Below are 20,531 nucleotides of genomic sequence, written 5' to 3' on the forward strand. Positions count from 1 at the left end.
GCTCACCCGGAGCGCCGAAGGGGCAGGCGACGAAACGCTCAGCCGTGAGACCCGCACGATTGACGTAACCACGAGCCAGACCGGCACCGGAGACATACAGCTCACCGGCCACGCCGGCGGGTACGAGACGCAGGTTGTCGTCGACCACGTACGCGCGCTTGTTGCCGATGGGGCGGCCGATGGGCAGCTGCGTCCCGGTCAGGCCGTCGGTGGTGACGGTATGACAGGTGGTGAAGCCCATGCTTTCGACGGGTCCGTATCCGTTGCCCACGTGCAGGTCGGGGAAGAGCTGCAGGATCTTTGCCACGTGGGCGACCGATCCGGCTTCCCCGCCGGTGAAGGCGATGCGTACGCCGCGGAAGGCGTCGGGGTATTCGTCGACGAGGTGGTTGAAGAGACTCGCGGACAGCTGGAGCATGGTGACGCCGTGCTCGGCGACCAGGCGCTCGATGCCGATCGGCTCGGGACTTTGTCCGGGCTGGAGGACGCATGTCGCGCCGTGCAGCAGCGCACCGAACAACTCCAGTGCGAAGCCGTCCCAGGACACGGGCGAGCATTGCAGGAACACTTCGCCCGGGCCGAAGTCGGCGTAGTCCTGGCCGAGGTAGGTGCCCAGCAGGGCACGGTGCGAGGTGGCGACACCCTTGGGGCGTCCCGTCGAGCCGGACGTGAACATTACGCACGCCACATCATTCGCACGTACATCACACACATCACGTACATCACGCACACGGGCCATGACCGCGCTCGGCGCATCGGCCAGGGCGTCGACACACACCGCCGACACCCCCGGAGCGGATGCGGAGATCGCGTCGCTGAGTCCCGTACGCGTGACCACCGTGCGCACGCCGGCTTCGGCGAGGACACCTGCCACCCGTTCGGCCGGGAACTCCGGGTCCAGCAAGGTGTATCCGGCACCGGCCTTCAATACGGCCAGCAGGGCGACCACCATGTCCACCCCGCGCTCAAGGCGGACACCCACCACCGCGCCTGCATCCACCAGCCACGGCACGAGCCGGTCGGCCCGCTCGTTCAGCTCGGCGTACGTCACGCGCTCGTCTCCGGAGACCAGCGCAATCGCTTCCGGAGCCTGCCGTGCCTGCTCCTCGAACACCTCGTGGAGCGTCCGGTCCAGAACTCCCGGCGCCACCCGGTCCGTGTCATTCCACACCGACACGATCCGGTGTCGCTCACCGGCGCCGAGCAGCTCGACCGAGCCCACGGTCGCCTCGGGGTCAGTGGCAGCACCGGTCAGCAGACGTACCAGCCGGTCCGCCATCGCCTGCGCCGACGACCGGTCGAAGAGGTCCCTCGCGAACACCAGCTCCCCGTCGATGCCTCCCGGGCCGCCGGCGCCGTCCCGCTCCTCGGTGAAGGCGAAGTTCAGGTTGAATTTCGCGGGCGCCGCCTCGATGGTCTCCCGGGCCGCGGTCAGCCCCGGCAGGTCGAGCCGGCCTTCCGTGTTGTTCTGGAGGACGAGCATGGTCTGGAAGAGCGGATGCCGTGCCGCCGACCGGTCGGGGTTGATCTCCTCGACCAGTCGCTCGAACGGCACGTCCTGGTGGGCGAACGCGGCGAGGTCCGTCTCCCGGACTCGCGCCAGCAGCTCGCTGAACGTCGGATCTCCCGCCAGGTCCGTGCGGAGCACGAGTGTGTTGACGAAGAAGCCGACGAGGTCGTCCAGGGCCTCGTCCGAGCGTCCCGCGACCACCGCGCCGAGGGGGATGTCGGATCCGGCGCCGAGCCGCGACAGAAGTGCGGCGAGGCCCGCCTGCAGCACCATGAAGAGGGTCACGCCGTGCCTGCGGGCCAGGTCGTCCAACTGCGCGTGCAGTCCGGCGTCCAGGCTGAAGCGGATCACACCACCCCGGTGACTGGGCACGGCCGGCCGTGGACGGTCGGTCGGAAGGCCGAGCTCCTCCGGGGCGCCGGAGAGCGTGTCCGTCCAGTACGCGAGCTGGCCGTCCAGCACCTCCTCCAGGTGCTCCTGGTGCCAGAGGGCGTAATCGGCGTACTGCACCGGCAACGGCTCCCACGCCGGAGCCTCACCCGCACACCGGGCCCGGTATGCCACCGACAGGTCTTCGAACAGCGGTCGTTCGGACCACCCGTCGCTCGCAATGTGGTGCAGGGTCAACAGCAGCACGTACTCCGCGCACTCCGCGTCCTCCGCGTCGCCCACGCCGATCAGGGTGACTCGCAGCGGCAGGTCTCGTTCCAGGTCGAACCCGGTGAACGCCGCCTCGGTGACACGCTCCGCCAGCTGCTCCTCCGTGCACTCCACCACCGTGAAGTCCACTCGCACATCCTGTGAGGGCAGTACGTGCTGCCGCGGCTCGCCTGCGACCCCGGGGAACACCGTCCGCAGCGCCTCGTGGCGGCCCACCACGTCCGCCACCGCGGCCCGCAGGGCGGCGACGTCCACCCGGCCCCGGAGCCGGAACGCCAGAGGAAGGTTGTAGGCCGCGGGCTGCGCGAAGCGTTCCAGGAACCACAGCCGGTGCTGCGCCGAGGACAGCGGCAGCACGTCCGGGCGCACTCGCGCGACCGGCGCCGGGCGTGCCCGCTCCGCGCCGGAGAGCCGTCCGGCGAGCTCCGCGACCGTCGGTGCCTCGAACACCGCCCGGACCGGGATCTCGACGCCGAGGACCGACCTGGCCCTGCTGACGAGTCTCGTCGCCAGGAGGGAGTGGCCGCCGAGGTCGAAGAAGCCGTCGTCGATCGTGACCCGGCCGACGCCCAGCACGTCCGCGAACAGGCCGGCCAGGGCCTGCTCCTGCGCGGTCCGCGGTGCGCGCCCGTCGGCGGACGCCCGGTACTCCGGCGCCGGCAGGGCGCGGCGGTCGAGCTTGCCGTTGGGGGTGAGCGGGAGGGCGGGGAGCGTCACGACCGCCGACGGCACCATGTACGCGGGGAGGACGGCGGACACCTGCTCGCGCAGCCCCACCGGGTCCGGCAGGCCGGTGCCGGCCGGTACGGCGTAGCCGACCAGGCGCTGGTCGCCCGGCTCGTCCTCGCGGAGCACGACCGCCGCCTGGGCGACGGCGGGGGAGCCGAGGAGCGCCGCCTCGATCTCGCCGAGCTCGATCCGGAAGCCGCGCAGCTTCACCTGGTCGTCGGTCCGGCCGAGGTATTCCAGGTCTCCGTCGTGGTTCCACCGTGCGAGGTCGCCCGTGCGGTACATGCGGGTGCCCGGGCTGCCGAACGGGTCCGCCACGAAGCGTTCTGCGGTCATGGCGTGCTTGTTCCGGTATCCGTGCGCGAGGCCGTCGCCGGCGATGTACAGCTCGCCGGCCACCCCGGGCGGGACCGGCTGCAGGCCGCCGTCGAGCACCCGCACACGGGTGTTGGCGATCGGGCGGCCGATGACGACCTCGTCCCCGACCTTCGCCCGCGTCGAGTAGATCGTCGTCTCGGTCGGCCCGTAGAGGTTGGTCACGTCGGCGGCCGACTCCCGGAGGAGCGCCGCCAGGTCCGCCGGCAGCGCCTCGCCGCCCACGACGACCCGCAGTCCGCGCACGGCCTCGGGGGCCTGCGTCACCAGCCCGCGCCACAGGCTGGGGGTGGCTTCCGCGATCGTGACGTGCCGGCGGGCCAGAAGGGCGGCCAGGGCCTGCGGGTCCCGGGCGGTCTCCCGCTCGACGAGGACCACGGCGGCCCCGGAGATCAGCGGCAGGTAGAGGTCCAGCCCGGCCATGTCGAACGCCACCGACGCCATCGCGGCCCAGCGGTCGGTCTCCTCCAGCCGGAACCACTCGGCCATCGAGGTGAGGAAGTTCGCCAGCGCCGCCTGGCCGACGAGGACGCCCTTGGGTCGCCCGGTCGACCCCGAGGTGTAGATCGCGTACGCCGGCTGCCGGAGCCGGTCGACGACCGCCGGCGGGGCCGGCGCGCGGCGGTCCGCCGTCTCGTCCAAGAGGAGCACGGGGAGCGAGGGCAGGGCTGCTGCCACGTCGCCGTGGGTGACGACGAGCGCCGGGTCGGCGTCGCCGAGGATGTAGGCGATCCGCTCCGCAGGGTATTCGGGGTCGACCGGCACGTACGCCGCGCCGGACTTCAGCACCGCGAGCAGCGCCACCATCAGGTGGGTCGTCCGGGGCAGCAGGATGCCGACGAAGCGGCCCGGGCCCGCGCCGCGCTCCACCAGCAGGTGGGCCAGGCCGTTGGCCCGTGCGTCGAGTTCCGCGTACGACAGCGTGCCGTCCTCACACACGACCGCGGTCGCGTGGGGCGTCCTGGCCGCCTGCGCCGCGAACAGCTCCGGCAGGGAGAGCCCGGACGGTTCGCGCCAGGGGCCGTGGGACCAGCGCGTGAGTTGCTCCCGCTCGGTGGGCGTCAGGATGTCGAGCCCGCCGACCCGCCGGTCCGGGTCGGCGGCCGCCGCGGCCAGCACGTGGACCAGCCGCTCGGCCAGATCCTGCACGGTCTCCTCGTCGAACGGGTCCAGCAGGTGATGGAGCTCGCCGTACTCGCCCGGGTCCGTGTCCCGGACCCGGGCGAGCAGCTCGCCGAACGACGGATCACCCGACGCGAGCGCACGCAGCGCGAGGAGGCCGTGCTGCGCCCCGGCGGCACCGGCCGGGAGGTCCGGCTCCGTGCCCCGGCGGCTCAGCAGCGCCGCCAGGCCGGCCCGGACGACCACGGGCAGCGTCGTTTCGTACCGCTGGGCCAGCTCCGCGAGGTGCCGGTGCGCTTCGGTGCCGAGGCTGAAGCCGACCGGTGTGTTCGGTACCTCGCTCGTCTTGTCGTCCGGGTGGTTCATGACGCTCCTCTGTGCCGTTCGCGATGGGTCGTGTCAACTGGCCGGGGTTCTCCGGAGGTGGCGGTGGGCGGCGGGGCGCGCCTGCCCGTCAGCCGGTCAGCCGGTCGTGGCGGACCTCGGCATCAGGTCCGTCCAGTTCCGGTCGACGAAGGCGAGGCAGGCTTCCCGGGTGTCCTCGGGGTGGGCGACGGTCCAGCCGGCGGGCACGGGGATCCGCGCCGGCCACAGGGAGTGCTGGTTCTCGCCGTTGACCAGGACGGTGTAGGCGGCGTCGGAGTCTTCGAAGGGGTTGGTCATGACGGAACGTCCTTTCGTGGAATGCGGGTTGTGGAGCGTTGGGGGACGGGGACGGGGACGGGGCGGGGGAGGGTGAGGCGGAGCGGGGAGGGGAGGCGGCTCAGGCGTCGGACGCGGTGCCGGTGCCGCCGCGGCCGGCCCACACGTCCTCGGGGCCGAGGTCGGCGGGCGCGTACTTGCCCAGCGCACTGATGATCAGCCGCAGTTCGAGGAGCAGGCTCGACACGAGCCGGCCGAGGCCGTCGTCGGGGTTCTCGTCGACGGCCAGGAGCGCCGCTCGCCCGAGGCCGGCGGCACGGGCGCCGAGCGCGAGGCACTTGGCCACCCGGGTGCCTTCCCACATCCGGCCGGACACCAGCAGGCAGTGCTGCTGCTCCCAGGCGCGCATCCGTTCGAGGCACTCGCCCAGCGGGAGGCCCACGTGGTCGAGGAAGGACAGGGGCGCCCAGCCGCTCCCGCCCTCCGCCCCGTCGACGGTGACCGCGTCGGCGCCGGCCTCCCAGGCGGTGGCCGCCGCGTGGCGTACGTCCCGGCCGGGCGGGAGCTTCACCCACACCCGGGCCCGCGGATAGTTGTTGCGCATGAAGCGGATCTGCTGCCGCAGGATCTCCTCGGTGAAGGTCCCGGGGCTGCTGGAGCGCAGCACGTGCAGGCCGTCGCCGTAGAGGTCGTCGGTCGCGTAGTGCTCGGCGAGCCGGGTGGCGGAAGCCGTGTCGACGACGGTCATGCCGCCCAGTCCGGGCTTCGCGCCCTGCCCCACTTTGAGTTCGAAGGCGAGCCGCCCGGATTCCAGGAGCCGCTGTGCCGCGGGCGCGCTGTAGATCAGGTTCCACACCTCGGCGTCCGCGTCCTCGGTGCTCTGCTGGAACGCGACTCCGCCGACTCCGTCCGGCAGCTCGCTCTCGTACGCGCTCAGCCGGGCGAGCGCGCCGTTCTCCCCGCCGGAGCCGTGGTGGCCGGACGTGGGGACGATGTTCTCGCCGACCACCATGGGGATGCCCAGCCGGCCGGCCTGGCGGCTGACGGCGGCGCCCAGCCCGGAGGCGGCGACCTGGGTGGAGCCGAACGCGGAGACGTAGAGCGGTGCGGTGGACCGGAAGCCGCCCATGCCGGTCGACAGGTCGACGTCGCTGTAGTACGGCTCCCGGGCCAGCTCGATCATCTTTTCCAGCCGCCGCGGCACGAAGACCGGCGGCACCAGGCGCAGCGCGTCCAAGGGGTCCGCGCCGCGCCCGTCGGGGGTGGCGCCGTGCGCGCCGAAGAGCTGCCGGCCGTAGTCCTCGTGCCGGGGGAAGACCGCGGCGGCGCCGTCCCGGGCGCGGGTGCGGACGTCGTCCTCCGCGAAGCCGGCGGCCGTCAGGCTGCGCGTCACGCCGACACCACCCCGGGGGTCTTGGGGAAGGGGGTGGCCTGCCACACGGCGTCGAGTCCGGCGACGTAGCGCGTCAGCCGCTCCAGGCCGATGCCGAAGCCGGCACTGGCCGGGATGCCGGCGCGGACCATGTCGAGGTACCAGGCGTACTTGGCCGGGTTCTCGCCCGTCTCGCGCATGCGGGCGATGATCCGCGCGTAGTCGTGCTCGCGCTCGCTTCCGCTCATCAGCTCGCCGTAGCCCTCGGGGGCGATGAGGTCGTAGTTGCAGAGCACCCCGGGCCGGTCCGTGTCCTCGCGGTCGTAGAAGCCCCGGGACCCCTTCGGGTAGTCGGTGATGAAGAACGGCCGGTCGGCCTGGGCGGAGAGCAGCGCCTCGCCCTCCCAGTCGATCTCGGCACCGGGGTCCTGGTCGTGCCCGAGGCGCGCCAGGTGGGCGACGGCGTCCGCGTGGGTCGTGCGGTCGAAGGGCGCGTCGTTCTTCAGGAGGGCGGCGAACGCCCGGGCGTCCCGGCCGAGCAGGCCGAGCTCGTCGGACATCTCCCCGGCGACCTCGGCGACGGCCCGGACGACGACGTCCTGGGCGACGCCCATGGCCTCGTGCCGGGAGGCGCCGGCGATCTCCACGTCGAGCTGGTGGAACTCGACCAGGTGGCGGCTGGTGGAGGTCGTCTCCAGCGGCTCCAGGCGGACGTTCGGGGCCACGCAGAAGATCTTGTCGAAGGCCAGCAGCGACGCCTGCTTGTAGAGGATGGCGCTGGTCATCAGCTTGTAGCGGTGGCCGTAGAAGTCGATGTCGATCTGCTTGGAGCCGCGGCCGCCCGGGTCGGTGACCGGGCCGATGATCGGGGGCATCAGCTCGGTGAAGCCCTGCTCGGTGAGGTGCTCGCGGGCCGCCCGGACGATGCGGTTCTGCACGCGGACCACCGCCTGGGTCACGGGGTTTTGGAGGTGCGCGGGCAGTGCGACGGCCGGTCGGCCGGCTGTGGTGTCACTCATGGTTCTCTTCCCCTGGTTTCACAGAATGAGGTGGACGCGACGGCCCGGCCGCGGGAGGCGGGCCGTGGCGCGGTCGTCTGCTGCGTGGTCGAACGAGCGCTGGACGCAGGACAGCGCATTGAGGAGGTCCGCGGCCGTCATACGGGTGGACGCCGCGGTGCGTCCGGTGATCCGGACGGGGAGCGCGCCGGTGTCGGACCAGCGCAGCCGCCCGTCGGGGGCGATGTAGCTCCTGGTGCGCCCCGTGTTGTCGGCGTGGAGGCAGTACGGCACGTCCAGCAGGCCGCGCGCGAACGCCTCCAGGAGGGCGGCGCCCGGGTCCTCGTTCAGGTCGAGGACCGTGGTCACGATGCTCAGGGCTTCTTCGAACACCTCCGCGGTGTCGGGGTCGCCCGCGAGATCCGCCTCCCCTTCGCCGGCGGGCGCGAGCCCTGCGGCACGGGCCCGCCGGTCCGCGGCCGCCGCGGCCTCCAGCGCCTCGATGTTGTCGGCGACCGAGGCGATGCGGTGCGCCTCGGCGACGGTCTTCACGATGAGCCGCTCCGCGCCGGTCCGCACGGCGATGTCCACGGACTGCTCCAGCAGCAGCCGCGCGCCGGACGCCGTGCGCGGGTAGACGCCCATGTACGTGTAGATGACGACGTGCCACTCGACGTCCGGCATGAACAGCCGGGCGAGGCGGCGCAGCGCCCGTACCGCCCCGCAGTCCTGATCGGCGCTGGTCTGCTGCGCGTAGCTGAGGGAGATGCTGCGCACTCCGTGCCACCGGAAGAACAGGCCTTCCAGGAGGCTGATCGCCACCAGCAGGCCCGGCGGGCACAGCTGACCGAGCATGCACCCCCCGAAGGTCTCCACGTGGGGCTCGCACCCGTACCGGCGGGAGGCGGCCATGATCCGGCAGGACTCCTCCCAGTTGCGCACCGAGTCGCGCAGCGAGACGCGCCCGTAGGGGAGGCAGTAGGAGACCGGGCCGCCCTCGGTGGCGTCGAGGCCGGCCTTCAGCGACGAGGCGATGATGTCCTGCGGGCGGGCCGAACCGTGCCGGACCTGGATGGGGAAGTCGCGGCCCAGCAGGCCGTCGACGACCTCCTTGTTGGTCTCCGGGCCGTGCACGACGATCGGGTAGCCGTTGAGGTCGGCGCCCTCGGCCAGGGCCCGGCGGGCGGCGGTGAGGTCGCCGACGCGGGTGTAGCTGTCCAGGGTGATGGTGCCGATGGCGGTGGCGTCGGCGCGGCTGACCTCGGCCAGGCCCGCGCGCATCACCCGGGGGTCGCCGAAGCCCATCCGCGGCTGGACCACCAGCCTCCCGGCTGCCCGGGACCGGGCGACGAAGTCGCCGAACAGGCTGCGCGGATCCGCCCCCCGGACGGTCACGGCGCCGGGCTCGTCGCCAGGACGCCGCGGGTCGCCGCCGGGACGCCACGGCCGCTGCGGTCACGGCGGCGGGTCACCGAGCCGACGAAGTCCCGGAATTCCCGGAGGTCGACGGGGTCGAGGAAGACGGCGGAGAAGCCGGCGGCCAGGAGCCGCCGCGTGAGCCGGCCGGCGCCGCCGTGGACGTCGCCCGCGGTGACGCCGCGCGTGCCCAGCTTGCCGCCGATGACGACCGGCGTGCCGGCGAGTTCCGGCGCCGCGCGCAGGGCGGCGATGGCCCGCAGCCCGTCGCTCTCGCCGTGGCCGTTGACGCTGCTCAGCACGAGGAGGTCGGGGGCCCGGTAGGCGTACCGCGACACCAGGTCCGCGCCCCCGATGCAGGGGCCGGCGTTCTCCACGCGGTGGCCCCAGTCCTCCAGGAGCAGCTGGAGGTAGACCAGGTTCCAGGTGTGGGAGTCGGATTCGGTGCCGCTGACGACGACGTCGAGGGCGCTGCCCGCGGTCATGCCGCCACCCCCGTGGGCGCGTTGAGGGCGGGGATGAAGGCGGGCAGCCGGCGCCACGTCTCAGGGGTGTAGAAGTGCCCGCCGGGCAGTACGTCGTGGCGGAAGCCGCCCAGTGCCACACCGCGCCACTGGTCGCCGGCGTCGCTCTCGATGACGCTGTCGCCGGCGCCGGAGAGCACCTGGAGGGCGGTCCGGACCTTGGCGCCGGGCGTGTAGTGGAACGTGTCGCGGACCTTGATGTCCGCGCGCATCAGTTCCACGGCCATCTCCTCCAGGTCGGGGTTGCCCAGGACGTGCTCCGGCATGAGCCCGTGGGTCTTCATCCACGTCATCAGCTCGGCGTCGGTCTGCTGCCGGGCCGGGAACATGTCCCGGGGTGTGAGGCCGCGGTCGGGGGCGTTGCAGGAGGAGACGACCAGGGTCTCGGGCGCCCGCTCTCCGCTGCGCTCGATCCTCGTGGCCACTTCGAAGGCCATCCAGCCGCCCATGCTGTGGCCGAAGAGCACGTACGGCCCTTCGGCGGCGGACAGCACGGTGGCAGTGGCGTCCTCGGCGAGCTCGTCCCAGTGGGTGGCGCAGTCCTCCAGGAAGCGCCCTTCGCGGCCCGGGTAGCAGACGGCGGCCAGCGCGGTGCGCGGCGGGAGGGAGTGGCTCCACTGGTGGTACGCGGCCGTTCCGCCGCCGCAGAAGCCGAGGCAGACGAGGGTCCGCGTGGCGTCCTGCGGGCTGTGGATGCGGATGACTTTGGTGTCTTGGTTGCCGTTCACGGTGGCCCTTTCGGCACACTTGGTGCGGTTGTCGCGCAGTGCGGGGGGTTGACGGGGACGTCCGGGCCCGTGGCGGGCCCGCGGGGTTCGGGCGTCAGCCGCTCAGGGCCGAGATGTGCTCGGCCAGGTGGCGCAGCCGGGGATGCCGGTAGACCTCCTTGACGGGCATGACGACGCCGAGCTGCTTCTTCAGCCGGGCGACGAGCCGCAGGGCGAGGAGCGAGTGCCCGCCGAGGGCGAAGAAGTCGTCGTCGGCGCGGATGCGGTCGCGCCCGAGGACCTCGCCCCAGACCCCGGCGATGAGGGTTTCGAGCTCACCCTCCGGAGCGGCGCCGCCGTCCTGCAGGGCCTCGGCGGCCAGGGCCGCGGCGGGGTCCGGTAGGGCACGGGTGTCGGTCTTGCCGTTCACGGTGAGCGGCATGGCGTCGAGTTCGACCCAGGCCGACGGGAGCATGTAGGACGGCAGGACGCCGGCCAGGTGCTCCCGCAGCCCGTCCGCACCGGACGCCGCCTCCCGGGCCCGTACGTAGTAGGCGACCAGCCGGTCGCCGGACTCCTGGGCGTGGTGGACGGTGACCGCGGCCGCCCGGACGTCGGGGTGGCCGGCCAGGGCCGCCTCGATCTCGCCGAGCTCGACCCGGTAGCCGCGGATCTTGATCTGCCGGTCCGCGCGGCCGAGGTAGGCGAACGTGCCGTCGGCGAGCGCGCGCACCCTGTCGCCGGTGCGGTACATCCGCTGTCCCGCGGCGAAGGGGTCGGCGACGAAGCGCTGTGCCGTCAGCCCCGGCCGGCCGACGTAGCCGTGGGCCAGCTGCGGGCCCGCCAGGTAGAGCTCGCCCGCCGCCCCTTCCGGCACGGGCGTGAGCGACTCGTCGAGGACGCGGGCGACGACGCCCGGCAGGGGCCGGCCGATATGCGGGCCCGGTCCGCCGATCCAGGCGGCCGTGGTGTCCACGGTGCACTCCGTCGGACCGTAGAGGTTGACCGCTTCGAGGGCGCCGCGGCCGCGCGCCTCGCCCAGCTCCCGCCAGGTGGCGTCCGGTACGGGCTCGCCGCCCATGAACAGGCGGAGCGTGCGCCCCTCCGCGGCCGGCCCGAGCAGGGTCTCGCGCAGCAGCTCCCAGTGCGAGGGGGTCAGGTCCAGGTCGTCCACCCGGTGGGCGTCCAGCAGCTCCCGCAGCTTCACGGGGTCCGTGCGCCGGGCCTCGCCGATGACGACGACGGTGTCGCCGCGGCAGACGCGCGCCCACTGCTGGACCGACGCGTCGAAGGAGACGCTGGCGTTCCAGGCGACGACGCGGGGCCGGTCGGCGTAGATGCCGGCCTGTTCCAGGCCGCCGATCAGGGCGGCCACGCCGCCGCGGGTGGCCTGGACGCCCTTGGGTACCCCTGTCGAGCCGGACGTGAAGATGACATAGGCGGGGTCGAGGGGAGCGGCTGTGACCTCCGCCGCCCGGGCGTCGCCGCCCGCCTCGTGGACCGGGGAGACGTGGACCGGGGTGACGTGGATGCCGGCGGGCCAGGCGACGCCGTTGCCGGGCTCCGCCAGCACCGTGGTCACGTCCGCGTCCCGCACCATGCGGACGAGCCGGTCCAGGGGATGCGCCGGGTCGAGCGGTACGTACGCCGCGCCCGCCCGCCAGACCGCGAGGAGCGCCACCAGGAGGTCCGCTCCCCGGGGAAGGCCGACGCCGACCCGGGAGCCGCGCCCGATGCCGCGGGCGGCGAGCCGGGCGGCCGCCCGGGCGGTGAGGCGGTCGAGCTCGGCGAAGGTGAGGCGCCGGTCCTCGTCCAGGACGGCGACGCGGTCCGGTGCGGTCGCCACCACCTGGTGGAAACGGGCAATCGGGTCGTGCTGCTGCTGGGCGGAGATGGTCATGCCGACTGCTCCGTCCGGGCCGCGGGGGCCACCGTCGGCGAGCAGGCGGCCAGTTCGACCGGGTCGCCCATGGCGACGACGATCTTCCGGTCCCCGTGGAAGGGGTCCCGGCCGTGGCTGGTGAGGATGTTGTCCACCAGCATGAGGTCACCCACCCGCCAGCTCCGGCGGACCGTCGCGGCCTCATAGGCGGCGTTGATCTCGTCCAGCTCCCGGCGCGTGAACGGCAGGCCGTCGCCGAAGCCGGTCTCGAAGGGCAGCCCGGCCGCCCCGAACTCGTCCACGAGGGTCTCGCGGAGCTCGTCGTCCAGCGACCACGAGCTCCAGAACGCGAGGTGGTTGAACCACACTTCGTCGCCCGTGCCGGGGTGCCGGATGATGCCGGGGCGCACCTGGCCGGTCCTCAGACCGCCGTCGTCGCCCCACTCCCATCCGATGAGGTTGTCGGTGCAGTACTTCTCGACGTCGGCGCGGTCCTCGGTGGCGAAGGCGCTCTGCCAGCTCGCCGAGATGTGCTCCGAATAGTGACGGTTGAGCACCCAGCCGGCGCCGCGCATCCGTGCGACGAGCCCCGCGGGCACGCGGCGCAGCACCTCGCGGACGTCGGCGACCGGGGTGGCGCCGCCCTCCTCCGGGGCGGTCAGGCAGGCGAACATCAGCAGCCCGGGGAAGGTCAGGGTGTAGCTGTTCTCGTTGTGCATGCGGATGGCCTGGGCCGGCGGGAGGTCCGTGGAGGAGTAGACGTCGTCGCCGAAGTCGCTGCGCGGCGTGGCCTTCTCGCGGTAGGGCGTCCGCCGGGGCAGCAGGACGTCCCGCACCCTGGCGAAGTCCTCGACGCCGGCCAGGGGCAGGCCCCGGAGGTACAGCGCACCGTGTTCGTGGAGCCTGGCCCGCAGTTCGTCGGCGACCGAGGCCAGCCAGGTGCAGGCGTCCGCGATGGTTTCGAAACGCGGGACGACCGTGGTCGCGGGTTTGCCTTCGGAGAGCTCCCAGGCCGGCCAGGCGGTGCCGGCGGGGGCGGGTGAAGTGGTCATCGATCAACGCCTTCCTCGAGGGGCGACGGTTTTCGGCTGTGCGCGCGCCCGGACCCGGGCGGTCCCCGGTCCGTTATGGGCGCGTGCGGGGTGGCGCGCTCTGCGGTTGCAGGCGCGGCGCGCGGTTGCTGCGGTCTGTGGGCCGTCAGGCGGCGCGGAGGGCTCGTTCGGGCAGCTCGCGCCGGGACCGGACGGGGGAGAAGAAGAGGATGAGCGTGCTCAGCGGCAGCAGGACGGTGAGGGCCAGGAGCGCCGGGCGGAGGCCGGCGGCGGTGCCCAGGGCACCGCCCATCAGGGCTCCGAGCGGCATGGCCCCGTAGTTGAGGAACGCCGAACTCGCCGAGATCCGGCCGAGGGCGTCCGAGGGACAGTAACGCTGCAGGAACCCGGCCTTGATGATGTTTCCCGCCACCACGCCGGTGCCCACGGCCGCGCTTCCGATGACGTACAGCAGGAGTCCGGCTCCCGGCCCGGTGAGGGCGATGAGGGGGGCGAAGGAGAGGAGGCCCGTCTCGAAGAGGAGGAGCGCGCGGGCGGATCCGAACCGGTCGGAGGCCCGGCGCACCACGAGCGAGCCCAGGACGCTGCCGAGGCCGCCGACCGTGCCCACGACCCCGATCATCCCGGAGGACAGGCCGACCTCCCGGAAGAGGAAGACGACGGCTATCGACTGGTAGGCGGTCAGCACGAGGTTGGCGGTGGCGCCGAACAGGGTGAAACTGCGCAGGTACGGGTCTCCGGCGACCATGGAGAGCCCTTCGCGGATCTCCCGGGCCAGCGCACCTCGGGTGCGCTCGGCCCGTTCGGGCGGCGGCTCGCGTTGCCCGATGCGTGCGATGCACACGAACGACACGAGGAAGGTGGCCGTGTTGGCCAGCAGGCCGTTGGCGATGCCGAGGACCTGGGCGAGGAGGCCGCCCGAGCCGACCCCGACGAGCCGCGCGGCCGAGTCGCTGCCGTGGAGCTTCGCGTTGCCCTCGGCGCGGTCCTCCGGCGCAAGGAGGGTGGGGAGATAGGCGACGTACGCGGTCTCGAAGAAGACCGCCGCGGCGCCCGTTAGCAGGGCGACGGCCATCAGCTGGGCCATGCTCAGCAGCCCGGCCCAGGCGGCGATGGGAATGCTCGCGAAGAGCACGCAGCACACCGCGTCGGAAGCCAGCATGACCGGTCTTCGCCGCATCCGGTCCACCCAGGCGCCGGCCGGCAGGCCGATCACCAGCCAGGGCACCCACGTCGCCGCGCCGAGGAGGCTGACGGCGAAGGTGTCGGCGTGCAGGGTGGACACGGCGACAAGCGGGAGCACCAATCCGGTGACGGAGGCGCCGAACGCCCGCACGGTCTCGCCGGCCCACAGCCGGCGGAAATCGGGGTGGCGGCGCAGGAGACCGGCCGCGGGAGGATCTGTCTGTCGGCCGGGGGACTGGGAATCATCAGTCATGCGACGGTAGCTCCTTGAGCAAGGCCACGGGCCGAGGAAGATCACGGCCCGAATCGGCACGGCCAATGCTGCACGGGAGTGGTCAACAACAGATCAACGTCGCGCCTACGGACGACAATTCACTATCCGGCACGTAGCGCATACGCCGGGTGACGGATAGCGTTCTGCATTTCGCTGGCGGCCCGTATCCAAGCGCGTGACGGACCGTCTTTACGGGTCGCCCAGCGAAAGGGCCGGGCGCCTACGGTTCGTCCTGGTCGAAGACGCCGGGGGCCGATGAGTTTGGGATTCCCTTGGTTCAATGGATTCGGCTGGTTGGGCGGGTGCGGTGCGTGTGGTGGATGCGGTGGATGCCAACATCGCCCCAGAAAGAACCCTGGGTGCCGCCAAGTTCGGGGGCCTGTCCCCGCTGCCGCCCCTCGCCGACGGCGACCGCATCTACTGCATGATCCGCGGACCTTGGCGCGTTTGCATCGCGGGCACGGCACTAGGGTGAGACGGTGACTTCTCTGCCGGAAGACCCGCCGCCGCTGTTCGGCGAAGACGACCGCGACACGGCTGTGCAGCGCGTGCAGGAGGCGTACGCCGAAGGGCGCATCTCGCACGAGGAGATGGACGAACACCTCCATCAAGTGCTCACTGCAAAGACGCACAGCGAGCTTGTGCCGGTTCTGGCCTCGCTCCCGCAGGAGAATGCGGGCACGACGTCCACGATTGCCGCCGCCGGCGGACGGATCAAGCGGCGCGGCGAATGGCGGGTGCCTCGGACCCTCAAGGTCGAGTCCGCATTCGGAAGGGTGCACCTGGACCTGTCCAGGGCCGTCATCGAGCACCCGGTGGTCGACATCGAGCTGCAACTTGGCACCGGCAGGGCCAGGATCACGGTGCCTCGCGACGCGATCGTCGACGTCGAGGGTCTGCACACCGGGTGGAAGGACACGCTCTACAAGACCCGGGGGCGCTCCCGCCCCGGCGGGCCGAGGATCCGGATCTCTGGAACCATGGGGTTCGGACGGTTGAAGATCCGCCACGTGCGGCGTTGAGGCGGCATCCGGCATCGGCATCCGGCATCCACCGCACCAGGTGGCTGGCGCGGGACATTGCCCAGGGCCTCGACATGCCTTGCCGCCCCGGGCCCGTCACTGCCCTGTCCGTCGCAGCCGGGATCAGTTGACCTTAATGGTGACCTTCCAGGTGCGGACGGCGTGGGCGCAGGCGTGGTGTGGCTCTGTGGCGACGCAGCGGCGGTGGGCGGTGATGGCGCTGGAGCCTGCGTGCGAGGCGGTGAAGGCGGCGGTGGCGTCCCCGTCGGGAGCGGCTTTGCTCTCGGTCTCGTTGAGCACGTCGGCCGAAGAGGCCTTGGGCGCGTCCCACACCCATTTCTCGCCCTTGCCCCGGACCACGGTGAGATGAATCCTGATCTCGTCGCCTGTGGTCACGCTGACGGTTCGCCTGTTGTCGGCGTTGGACAGCTCCGTCGGGGCGAGCGCCGCCGCGCCGGCGCCCGGGAGTGCTCCCGGGACGGTGAGGGCGGCGGTGAGAGCTGTGGCAACGAGCAGGGTCCTGCGTGGCATGAGCGGTCCTCCCCTGGGGCGCCCGGCGTCGTGGCGTCAGGGCCGTCTGCGCGGGCGATGTGCGCGAGCGGTTCAGGAGAGCCAGTCGGCGTAGCGGGTAGGAGCGAGGTGGGCGTCCTCGTCCGTGAGGACGTCACCCTTGACTGCGGCGAACATGCCGGCGGTGGGATCGGTGACAACGGTGCGGCCGTCGGACTTGTGGGACAGAGTGAGCCGGCCCAGCTCGTCCAGGGGGAAGATTTCGGGTCCGGCGATGTTGCGAATACCTCCCAGCGGGGCGCCCGCGGCGACTTCCGCCACCGCGTCGGCCACGTCCTTGGCGGCGATGGGCTGGATAGGCGTGACGGGTAGCCGGACGGTGTCGCTGTCGGCGGTCCAGGACAGGATCGCGTCGACGAATTCCATGAACTGCGTCGCGCGGACGATCGAGTAAGGAATCGGTCCGGCCGCGAGGAGATCCTCCTGGAGCGCCTTGGCCCGGTAGTAGTCCAGCTCAGGTACCTGGTCCACGCCGACGATCGAAAGAATGACGAAGTGCCGGACACCACCCTTCTGGCCCGCCGCCAGAAGATTGTCCATTGAGGTCTGGAAGAAGGTCAGGGAGGCTTCGTCGAAGGTCGGGGAGTTCGTCAGATTGACGAGGACGTCGGCCCCCGCCACCGCCTCGTCCAGTCCCCGGCCGCTGATGACGTCGGTTCCGGTGGACTGCGAGTGGGGTACCGCCTCGTGCCCGGCGGCGTTCAGATTGCTGACGACCTGCGACCCGATCAGCCCGGTGCCGCCGATGACCGCGAACTTCATGACATGCCTTTCGCCAGGAGACGACGCACTGAAATATGACACATGACCACTATGCGGGCGTGTGATGCGAGGCCAGGTCGCCGTGCATCCGGCCAGCGTGTTGCCTGACCGGCCGACTGAAACGCTCGATCGCAATACGGTTTACCGCAGTCGCCTTCGATTCCGCGCGTTGAGAACTGGACATCTACCTACCGGACGTGCGAGAGCCCGCCCGGCCGGGTCCCGGGACAGGGCGATTGCAAAGTCTTAGTGATCTTGTGGGTGTGCAGGGCAAGGACGTGCGGCAGGCGGGTCGGCTCAGGTGAGGAGTTTCGCGAGCAGGGCCATCTCGGTGGGCGGGTCGATCACCGGCTGGATGAGGAGTTCGTCGACGCCGGCCTGTTCCAGGGTGGTGATGCGGGCGAGGAGGTCGTCGCGGGTGCCGACCAGGGCCAGGGAGTTCATCAGCGAGGGCAGAACCAGGTCCCGGTCCTGCGGTGCGATGCGTCCGAGGTAGTTGGGGTAGAGCTTGGTGTGCCGGTCCGGCGCGGTGGCGGTGGTGCCGCGCCGGTCGAGGAGCCGCCGCACCGCCTCGCGTTCCTCGGGGCCGAGTTGCCCGGCGAAGGCGGGTGCGTCGGCGGCTGTGTCGGCGGCGAAGGCCAGCAGCGACAGGACGAGGTGGCCCGTCGCGTCCCGGGCCGCGTCGCCGTGGGGGTCCTCGTCCTCGTCGAGTAGGTGGAGCGGGGTGACCAGGTAGGAGTCCGCCCGGCAGTCCGTGTGGGAGTCGGGGTCGCGGGGTGTGCCCTGGGTGGCGTGGCGGCGGGTGTCGTGCAGCGCGTGCCAGGCGGTGGGGTCCAGCAGGCCGACGGAGATGAGGCCGGTGCCGCGGCGGCCGGCGACGGCGGCGGCCTTCGGTCCGAGCAGCGCGGCCACGACGAACTCGATCGGGTCGGCGGTGTTCACGTGCGCTCCGGCGTGCAGGAACCGGATGTCGCGGACCCGGTCACCTTCGCGGTGCTCGGTCGAACGCCCGGCGCACAGGTCCTGCAGCGCGGCGGTGAAGTCCTCCAGCCTGGCCGCCGTGGTCGGCCGCATGCCCAGGGTGCGCCGGGCGGTGTTCCCGGTGCCGACTCCGCAGATGATCCGGCCCGGTGCCAGGGCGTTGAGGCTGGCGAGCCCGCTCGCGGCGGCCGGGGCCGAGCGCAGCGCCGGTGAGGTCACGCCGATGCCGAGCCTGATGCGGCTGGTGGCCTTCGCACACAGGCTCAAGGCGACGAAGGGGTCGCCGTGGACCATCGGGGTGTCGTAGACCCAGAAGCTGTGCAAGCCCAACTCCTCGGCCCGCACGGCGAGGTCCTCCACACCGGGCTGCGCGGCGACAACGACACCTGCACGCATCAGAACCTCCAGGGTGTGAGGATCGAACCGAACCTGCTCAGCATGGCAGGTCCCGGCGCGGGGCGGTTGCGGAGTCGCGTGATCTTGTTGCGTTGCAGGGCGGGGAGTACGTCATCCGTTCGTGAGTGTGCTGCTGATCGCGGCGTCAGCGGTAGTGGCCGGAGCCCGCTCATACACGGCGATCGGGCAAGGTGCCGCTGCGGCCTCGCAGACCACGCTGGCCCGGCCGGGTACCCGGGTCGTCGGCGCCTTCGCGGTGCGTATCGCGCCCAGTGCCGCGACCATCCGCCGGGTGCTGGAGCGGGTCTGCCCAGGCACACGGGACCGCCCTGCCGTCGGGACCGGCCCGCCGTCCATCTGGAACGTTCCGGGTGCCCGGTCCTGCGCGCCCATGACTACCTTGCGGATCGTTCCGCTGGCTTGATCAACTCAAGGAGGAGTCATGGCAGGGAAGTTTGGCCGGGCGAGACTGGCGGCCGCACTCGGCGCGGCGTGCACGATGCTGGTCGTGCTCCCCTCGGCGGCGCAGGCCGCGCCCGCAGCCGCCGATCCCCATGCCGACACGCTGGCGGCCCTGAAGACGTTCCAGTCGGCCGCGGGCCCGGGCGCCGGCGTATACGCGGGTGACGCCACGAACTCCTGGAGCCTCTCCGTCGGTACCGGCACGATCAACACCAACGCCCCGATCCAGCCGAACGAGCACTACCGGATCGGCAGCCAGACCAAGACCTTCACCGCGGCCACGGTCCTGCAGCTCGTCGACGAGGGCAAGGTCTCGCTGGACGCGCCGATCGAGAAGTACCTGCCCGGCGTCGTCGACGGCAACGGTTACGACGGCAACGCCATCACGGTGCGGCACCTGCTCCACCAGACCAGCGGGGTCGCGGTCTACGAGCCGTTCTCCACGCCGCCCGCCAGTAATCCGGACGGCTCGTACTCCCTTGAGGCGCTGGTCCGGGAAGGGCTGAAGCGCGCCCCGGCCTCCGCGCCCGGCACCGCGTTCCTGTACTCCAACACCAACTACCTGATCCTCGGCATGCTCGTCGAGAAGACCACCGGGATGCCGGTGCACACGGCCGTCACGAACCGGATCATCACGCCGCTCGGCCTGTCCCGGACCGTTTTCCCGGCCCCCGGCGATCACTCCCTGCCCACCCCGGCCGTACGCGGATACCACGGCGTGCGGATCGGCGGGTTCTACTTCTGGTCCCGGGTCGTCGACTACGACCCGTCCGTCTTCAGCAGCGCCGGAGCGATGATCTCGACGGAGGAGGACCTCACGAAGTTCTACCAGGCGCTGATCGGCGGCAAGGTCGTCTCCCCGGCCGCCCTGGCCGAGATGGAGAAGACCGCGGGCGCCGAGGGCGCGGGAGGCGGGTACGGGCTCGGGCTGATCAGGCGCGACCTGCCCTGCGGCGGCTCGGCCTGGGGTCACAACGGCATGGTGCCCGGCTACTACACCCAGACGATGGTCACCGCGGAAGGCCGCCACGTGTCCGTGGTGACCAACGCCCATCTCGCGTCCAACATCCCCGGCGCGCAGATGGACAAGGTCGTGACGACGGCCCTGTGCGAGAACCGGTAGGCATTGTTGCTCGGATCGTCCGATCGCTGGTCTGGATGCGCCGTTGACCGACGCGCGGTGGGCACGGATCGTGCGTGTCCACCTCCAGTGGCCGGGATCGGGCGCCGGTTCTTCCCTCCCCGGGGCGTCGGCCGCCGGACCGCACCGAAGGGGCAGCCGAGCTGGGTCAGGAGCGGTGCGGCGCGGTTCAGAGGCTTGGAGGTGACGATCCCGAGCAGCGCTCGTACATCCCGAAGGGCATGTCGATGCCGTGGCGTTGTCGGACGGTCCGCCGTGCCTCCTGCATGACCGGGCGCGTATCGACGAGCACGCCATCCAGGTCGAGACAGCCGAAACCGGCGGGTTGCAGACGAAGCTCGCGGCTGCCTTCGTACGCGTCGCTACCAGGCGTCCCCCGACGACATCGCCTTGCACGCCCGCAGCCCCCGGAGCGGGAACGAAGCTGAGTCCCAGCACCCGGTCCGACTCTTCCCCTCAAAGGTGTTGCAGGGGCGAGGTCCACCGCCTGTTGGAGTACTGGGCCGTTTCTTTCGGATCAAGGGAATTGTTGTTCCGCACGAGGAAGCGCCTCTGCGCAGGAGAGGCCAGCAGGGGCAGTATCGGACGGAGAGGCCATGACTCGGACTCCCGAAGAACTCAGGTACACCGAGGAACACGAGTGGGTGCGCAGGGTCGCCCCGAACAGGGTCAGGATTGGGATCACGGACTACGCGCAGAGCCAGCTCGGAGACGTCGTCTTCGCACGAAATCGGTCTCGGACCTGATCG

At 71.8% G+C, this 20,531-nt stretch carries 16 protein-coding genes and 1 pseudogene; 4 read left to right on the forward strand and 13 right to left on the reverse strand.

All coding sequences use genetic code 11. The annotated features are described in order from the left end of the window. From AS857_RS00010 to AS857_RS00055, 10 genes are all read right to left on the reverse strand, one after another. On the reverse strand, positions 1 to 4,762 hold a 4,762-nt coding region (locus tag AS857_RS00010; RefSeq protein WP_144440663.1), incomplete at its 3' end, for a non-ribosomal peptide synthetase. 96 nt (positions 4,763 to 4,858) lie between these two features. Further along, positions 4,859 to 5,059: an MbtH family protein gene (locus AS857_RS00015; RefSeq protein WP_058040992.1), complete on the reverse strand. Its 201-nt coding sequence runs from the start codon at positions 5,057 to 5,059 to the stop codon at positions 4,859 to 4,861. Between the two features lie 100 nt (positions 5,060 to 5,159). Then, positions 5,160 to 6,431 (reverse strand): glutamate synthase-related protein, encoded by a 1,272-nt coding sequence (locus AS857_RS00020; RefSeq protein ID WP_079109942.1) that lies wholly within the window; start codon positions 6,429 to 6,431, stop codon positions 5,160 to 5,162. Next, positions 6,428 to 7,429 (reverse strand): asparagine synthetase A, encoded by a 1,002-nt coding sequence (locus AS857_RS40760; protein WP_058040993.1) that lies wholly within the window; start codon positions 7,427 to 7,429, stop codon positions 6,428 to 6,430. Before AS857_RS40760 ends, AS857_RS00020 begins: the two co-directional genes overlap by 4 nt. A gap of 18 nt (positions 7,430 to 7,447) precedes the next feature. Next, positions 7,448 to 8,803 (reverse strand): methylaspartate mutase, encoded by a 1,356-nt coding sequence (locus AS857_RS40765; RefSeq protein ID WP_245699512.1) that lies wholly within the window; start codon positions 8,801 to 8,803, stop codon positions 7,448 to 7,450. Beyond that, a complete protein-coding gene (locus AS857_RS00035; protein ID WP_058040994.1) occupies positions 8,800 to 9,309 on the reverse strand; it encodes a cobalamin-dependent protein in 510 nt (169 codons plus the stop codon). Before AS857_RS00035 ends, AS857_RS40765 begins: the two co-directional genes overlap by 4 nt. Then, a complete protein-coding gene (locus AS857_RS00040) occupies positions 9,306 to 10,076 on the reverse strand; it encodes a thioesterase II family protein (protein ID WP_058040995.1) in 771 nt (256 codons plus the stop codon). Before AS857_RS00040 ends, AS857_RS00035 begins: the two co-directional genes overlap by 4 nt. A gap of 94 nt (positions 10,077 to 10,170) precedes the next feature. Then, positions 10,171 to 11,955, reverse strand: coding sequence for a non-ribosomal peptide synthetase (locus tag AS857_RS00045; protein WP_058040996.1), 1,785 nt, complete (start codon positions 11,953 to 11,955; stop codon positions 10,171 to 10,173). Then, a complete protein-coding gene (locus AS857_RS00050) occupies positions 11,952 to 12,989 on the reverse strand; it encodes a TauD/TfdA family dioxygenase (protein ID WP_058040997.1) in 1,038 nt (345 codons plus the stop codon). Before AS857_RS00050 ends, AS857_RS00045 begins: the two co-directional genes overlap by 4 nt. A 145-nt stretch (positions 12,990 to 13,134) precedes the next feature. Next, a complete protein-coding gene (locus tag AS857_RS00055; RefSeq protein WP_058040998.1) occupies positions 13,135 to 14,427 on the reverse strand; it encodes an MFS transporter in 1,293 nt (430 codons plus the stop codon). A 500-nt stretch (positions 14,428 to 14,927) separates the two neighbouring features. Here AS857_RS00055 and AS857_RS00060 point away from each other — a divergent pair, with 500 nt between their 5' ends. Next, a complete protein-coding gene (locus AS857_RS00060) occupies positions 14,928 to 15,470 on the forward strand; it encodes a DUF1707 SHOCT-like domain-containing protein (protein ID WP_058040999.1) in 543 nt (180 codons plus the stop codon). 123 nt (positions 15,471 to 15,593) lie between these two features. Here AS857_RS00060 and AS857_RS00065 read toward each other — a convergent pair whose 3' ends face one another. From AS857_RS00065 to AS857_RS00075, 3 genes are all read right to left on the reverse strand, one after another. Next, positions 15,594 to 16,001: a hypothetical protein gene (locus AS857_RS00065; protein WP_058041000.1), complete on the reverse strand. Its 408-nt coding sequence runs from the start codon at positions 15,999 to 16,001 to the stop codon at positions 15,594 to 15,596. A gap of 72 nt (positions 16,002 to 16,073) precedes the next feature. Further along, positions 16,074 to 16,802: an SDR family oxidoreductase gene (locus AS857_RS00070; RefSeq protein WP_058041001.1), complete on the reverse strand. Its 729-nt coding sequence runs from the start codon at positions 16,800 to 16,802 to the stop codon at positions 16,074 to 16,076. Between the two features lie 297 nt (positions 16,803 to 17,099). Next, complete coding sequence (locus AS857_RS00075) at positions 17,100 to 18,179, reverse strand: LLM class flavin-dependent oxidoreductase (RefSeq protein WP_058041002.1); 1,080 nt, start codon at positions 18,177 to 18,179, stop codon at positions 17,100 to 17,102. Positions 18,180 to 18,291: 112 nt separating this feature from the next. Between AS857_RS00075 and AS857_RS38410 the strand changes: the two are divergent. The 3 genes and pseudogenes from AS857_RS38410 to AS857_RS00085 form a co-directional block, all read left to right on the forward strand. Continuing rightward, a pseudogene (locus AS857_RS38410) lies at positions 18,292 to 18,603 on the forward strand (transposase family protein); the annotation flags it as partial. A gap of 18 nt (positions 18,604 to 18,621) precedes the next feature. Then, positions 18,622 to 19,764, forward strand: coding sequence for a serine hydrolase domain-containing protein (locus tag AS857_RS00080; protein ID WP_058041003.1), 1,143 nt, complete (start codon positions 18,622 to 18,624; stop codon positions 19,762 to 19,764). 614 nt (positions 19,765 to 20,378) lie between these two features. Continuing rightward, complete coding sequence (locus AS857_RS00085; RefSeq protein WP_216823923.1) at positions 20,379 to 20,528, forward strand: glycine cleavage system protein H; 150 nt, start codon at positions 20,379 to 20,381, stop codon at positions 20,526 to 20,528. Positions 20,529 to 20,531: the final 3 nt, after the last annotated feature.

The organism is Streptomyces roseifaciens (assembly GCF_001445655.1).
GTDB classification, from domain to species: Bacteria; Actinomycetota; Actinomycetes; order Streptomycetales; family Streptomycetaceae; genus Streptomyces; species Streptomyces aureoversilis.

Excerpts from the sequence above, each read along its gene's own strand:
- AS857_RS00065 (WP_058041000.1), bottom strand. The coding sequence starts at position 16,001 with ATGCCACGCAGGACCCTGCTCGTTGCCACAGCTCTCACCGCCGCCCTC.
- AS857_RS00035 (WP_058040994.1), bottom strand. The coding sequence starts at position 9,309 with ATGACCGCGGGCAGCGCCCTCGACGTCGTCGTCAGCGGCACCGAATCC.
- AS857_RS00015 (WP_058040992.1), bottom strand. The coding sequence starts at position 5,059 with ATGACCAACCCCTTCGAAGACTCCGACGCCGCCTACACCGTCCTGGTC.
- AS857_RS00085 (WP_216823923.1), top strand. The coding sequence starts at position 20,379 with ATGACTCGGACTCCCGAAGAACTCAGGTACACCGAGGAACACGAGTGG.
- AS857_RS00055 (WP_058040998.1), bottom strand. The coding sequence starts at position 14,427 with ATGACTGATGATTCCCAGTCCCCCGGCCGACAGACAGATCCTCCCGCG.
- AS857_RS00080 (WP_058041003.1), top strand. The coding sequence starts at position 18,622 with ATGGCAGGGAAGTTTGGCCGGGCGAGACTGGCGGCCGCACTCGGCGCG.
- AS857_RS40760 (WP_058040993.1), bottom strand. The coding sequence starts at position 7,429 with ATGAGTGACACCACAGCCGGCCGACCGGCCGTCGCACTGCCCGCGCAC.
- AS857_RS00070 (WP_058041001.1), bottom strand. The coding sequence starts at position 16,802 with ATGAAGTTCGCGGTCATCGGCGGCACCGGGCTGATCGGGTCGCAGGTC.
- AS857_RS00075 (WP_058041002.1), bottom strand. The coding sequence starts at position 18,179 with ATGCGTGCAGGTGTCGTTGTCGCCGCGCAGCCCGGTGTGGAGGACCTC.
- AS857_RS00045 (WP_058040996.1), bottom strand. The coding sequence starts at position 11,955 with ATGACCATCTCCGCCCAGCAGCAGCACGACCCGATTGCCCGTTTCCAC.
- AS857_RS00050 (WP_058040997.1), bottom strand. The coding sequence starts at position 12,989 with ATGACCACTTCACCCGCCCCCGCCGGCACCGCCTGGCCGGCCTGGGAG.